This is a genomic window from Streptomyces sp. SPB074 (assembly GCF_000154905.1).
GTDB lineage: Bacteria > Actinomycetota > Actinomycetes > Streptomycetales > Streptomycetaceae > Streptomyces.
Genome location: NZ_GG770539.1, coordinates 5,323,467 through 5,326,766, shown reverse-complemented (window position 1 = coordinate 5,326,766; position 3,300 = coordinate 5,323,467). Strand labels below are relative to the sequence as shown.

The following is a 3,300-nucleotide window of genomic DNA, read 5'->3' as shown; positions in this document are numbered from 1 at the left end:
GCGCGAGGCGCCCCCCTACCGGGCCCCGCGCGTCCCGCGCCGCACCCTCGTGCTCGGCGGTGCCCGCTCCGGCAAGTCCGTGGAGGCGGAGCGGCGCCTGGAGACGTACCCGGACGTGCTGTACGTGGCGACGGGCGGGACGCGGGCGGGTGATCCCGAGTGGGCCGAGCGGGTCGGCGCGCACCGCGAGCGGCGCCCGGCGAGCTGGCGGACGGCCGAGACGTGCGACCTCGTGCCGCTCCTCGGCGAGGAGGGCCCCGCGCTCCTGGTCGACTGCCTCTCGCTGTGGCTCACCGACGCGATGGACACGGTGGACGCCTGGGACGACACGGCGTGGGCGGGCGGGGGGCGCGGCGCGCTGCGCGAGCGGGTGGCGGAGCTGGCCGGGGCGGTGCGGTGCACGCGGCGGCGGGTGGTGCTCGTCTCCAACGAAGTGGGGGCCGGGGTGGTGCCCGCCACGGCCTCGGGGCGCAGGTACCGGGACGAGCTGGGGCGGCTGAACACGGCGGTCGCCGGGGAGTGCGAGGAAGTGGTGCTGGTCGTCGCCGGGCGGGTGCTCCCGCTGCCGGGGTGACCTCGCGGGGCTCCGCCGCGCGCCTCGCTCCCCGGAGGCCGGAGGGGCGGGGGACGGGCCCCGGGCGCTTCGGTACTGTCTGGCGAATGAGCCCCATTGATCTCGACGACTTCTCCGATCTCATCGAGCGGCCCGACGGCAAGGTGCGGCGCGACGCCGAGGAGCGCAGGGCGCGGCTGACGATCCCCCAGGGGGCGCTCGGACGGCTCGACACGCTCGGCGAGTGGCTGTCGGCCGCGCGGTCCTCCGTCCCCGCGGCGCCCCTGCGGCAGCCCCGCGTCGTGCTCTTCGCCGGGGACCACGGGATCGCCGGGGCCGAGGTCTCGCGACGCCCCGCGGGCGGCGCCGCCGCGCTCGTGCGGGCCGTGCTCGACGGGAGCGCGCCCGTCGCCGTGCTGGCGCGGGCGCAGGACGTACCCGTCCGCGTCGTGGACGTCTCGCTCGACTGCGACCCCGCCGAGCTGCCCGCCGAGGTGACGCGGCACCGGGTGCGGCGTTCCTCGGGGCGCATCGACCGCGAGGACGCCCTCACGACCGAGGAGGCCGAGGCGGCGGTACGGGCCGGGATGGCCGTCGCCGACGAGGAGGCCGACGCGGGCACGGACCTCGTGGTCCTCGGGGATGTGAGCGTGGGCGGCACGACGGCGGCCGGCACGCTCGTGGCGGCGCTGTGCGGGGTGGACGCCTCGGTCGTCACGGGGCGTGGCGGGGAACCGATCGACGATCTGACGTGGATGCGCAAGTGCGCGGCGATCAGGGACGCGCTGCGCCGGGCCCGGCCCGTGCTCGGCGACCAGCTCGCGCTGCTCGCCGCCGTGGGCGGCGCGGACCTCGCGGCGACCACGGGCTTCCTGCTCCAGTGCGCGGTGCGCCGTACCCCGGTGGTGCTCGACGGCGTCGTCTCGGCCGCCTGCGCGCTCGTCGCGCAGCGGGCGGCGTTCCGCGCGCCGGACTGGTGGCTGGCCGGGCACACGAGCGGGGAGCCCGCGCAGGCCAAGGCGCTCGACCGGATGGCGCTCGAACCGCTCCTCGACCAGGGGGTGCGGCTCGGTGAGGGCGTCGGCGCGCTGCTCTCGCTGCCGCTGGTGCGGGCGGCCGCCTCGCTGACGGCCGAACTCCCGGAACGTGCGACGGAATCCGGGGCCTGAGCGGTCAGCCGCCCGGAGCCTGAACGTCAGCCGCCCGGGGGCGGCGGGCTCGGGGTGGGGGCGCCGCCCACGAGATCCTGGAAGCGGCGCACCCAGCGCAGCCAGGTCCGGTCGGCGCGGTAGGCGCGCAGCAGGGAGCGGGCCCGGCGGCGGGGCCGGTCGGCGTAGCGGCGGCGGGCCCAGGGCGAGCCGGGGCGGGCGGGGCGGATCGCGCCGACGACGGCGAGGAAGGGCACGAAGACGCCGATCAGGCCCAGCCGGATCTTGCCCTTGGCGAGGCAGACGACGACGAAGCACAGGTCGAACAGGATCGTGGCGATCGTCGTGGCACGGCCGGCGGCCTCGCCCCGCGAGACCTGGTCCACGCCGATCGGCACGGCCCCGGCGACGACGAGCCCGCCGAGCGCGGCGGTGAGGACGACGACCTCGACGCTCTGCCGCCCCTGCTCGGTCCAGTAGACGTCCGCGAGGTGGAGGATCAGGGCGAACTCGTCCAGGACGAGTCCCGTGCCGATGCCGAAGACGACGGCGCAGATCCCGGCGGCGATCCCGTGCTTGCCGCTGCCGACGGCACCGAAGCCGCCGACGACGGCCAGGACGATGCCCGGCACGCAGTGGTGGACGTGCACGCCGCCGGGGGTGATGTTGCGGAAGGGGCCGCGTCCGCCGCGGATGAGGCGCGTGATGGCGCGCGTGACGAGAAAGGTCAGGACGAAGGAGAGCAGGGCGAGCAGGAGCGGCAGTTTGCCCGGCTCGACGAAATTGCGGTCCAGCCAGTGCCCCGTGTGCGCCTCTCGTCGTGCCGCGTGCCCGCCCCGTCCCCTCCTCTGTATCCCCTCCCGCCGCCCGCCGCCCGTTCGCGGCCCCCGTCCCTGCGAAAATCCCCCCATGGACGGCATACGTTTCGCTTTCGGCACCCTCACCGTGCTCCCGGTGCGGGTGCGGCGCTGGGATCGCGGCGCCGCGCGCGCGGGGATGCTGTGGGCGCCGCTCGCGGGGCTCGTCGTGGGGCTGTGCGCGGCGGTGCCCGGCGGGGCGCTGAGCGCGCTGGGCGCCGGGCCGCTCCTCGCGGCGGTCGCGAGCACGGCCGTCCCCGCGGTCCTGACCCGGGGGCTGCACCTGGACGGGCTCGCGGACACGGCGGACGGGCTCGGGAGCGCGCGGCCGGCGGACGGGGCGCTCGCGGTCATGAAGCGTTCGGACATCGGGCCCTTCGGGGTCGTGACCCTGCTGCTCGTGCTCCTCGCCCAGGTCGCGGCCCTGGACCGGCTCTACGGGCTCGGGTGGGCCGAGGGCGCGACGGGCGCGGCGGTGGCCGGGGTGACGGCGCGGCTCGCGATGACGCTCGCGGCACGGCGCGGGGTCCCCGCCGCGCGCCCCGACGGGCTCGGCGCGGTGGTCGCGGGGACGGTGCCGCCCGGGGCGGCGTACGCGGTCGGGGCACTGTGCCTGCTGGGGTGCGCGGCGGCGGGGCTCGGCGCGGGGCCGGGGGCGGTGGTGCGGCTCGGCGCGGCGGTGCTCGCGGGCGCGGCGGGCGCGGCGCTGCTCCTTCGGCACTGTGTGCGGCGCTTCGGCGGT

General features: G+C 77.8%; 4 protein-coding genes. 3 read left to right on the top strand and 1 reads right to left on the bottom strand.

What is annotated here, in order from left to right; genetic code table 11:
- Positions 1 to 574, top strand: a 574-nt coding sequence (locus SSBG_RS22585) for a bifunctional adenosylcobinamide kinase/adenosylcobinamide-phosphate guanylyltransferase (protein WP_199781397.1), incomplete at its 5' end; no start/stop codon positions are given.
- Positions 575 to 660: 86 nt separating this feature from the next.
- A complete protein-coding gene (gene cobT / locus SSBG_RS22580) occupies positions 661 to 1,722 on the top strand; it encodes a nicotinate-nucleotide--dimethylbenzimidazole phosphoribosyltransferase (protein WP_008748386.1) in 1,062 nt (353 codons plus the stop codon).
- Between the two features lie 26 nt (positions 1,723 to 1,748).
- Here cobT and SSBG_RS22575 read toward each other — a convergent pair whose 3' ends face one another.
- Positions 1,749 to 2,612, bottom strand: a complete 864-nt coding sequence (locus SSBG_RS22575) for a hypothetical protein (RefSeq protein WP_008748385.1) — start codon at positions 2,610 to 2,612, stop codon at positions 1,749 to 1,751.
- Here SSBG_RS22575 and SSBG_RS22570 point away from each other — a divergent pair.
- On the top strand, positions 2,611 to 3,300 hold a 690-nt coding region (locus SSBG_RS22570), incomplete at its 3' end, for an adenosylcobinamide-GDP ribazoletransferase (RefSeq protein WP_037870428.1). The two genes, SSBG_RS22575 and SSBG_RS22570, sit on opposite strands and share 2 nt — an antisense overlap.

What these genes read in the sequence shown, in the direction of transcription:
- cobT (WP_008748386.1), top strand. Translation starts at nt 661, where the DNA reads ATGAGCCCCATTGATCTCGACGACTTCTCCGATCTCATCGAGCGGCCC.
- SSBG_RS22575 (WP_008748385.1), bottom strand. Translation starts at nt 2,612, where the DNA reads ATGGGGGGATTTTCGCAGGGACGGGGGCCGCGAACGGGCGGCGGGCGG.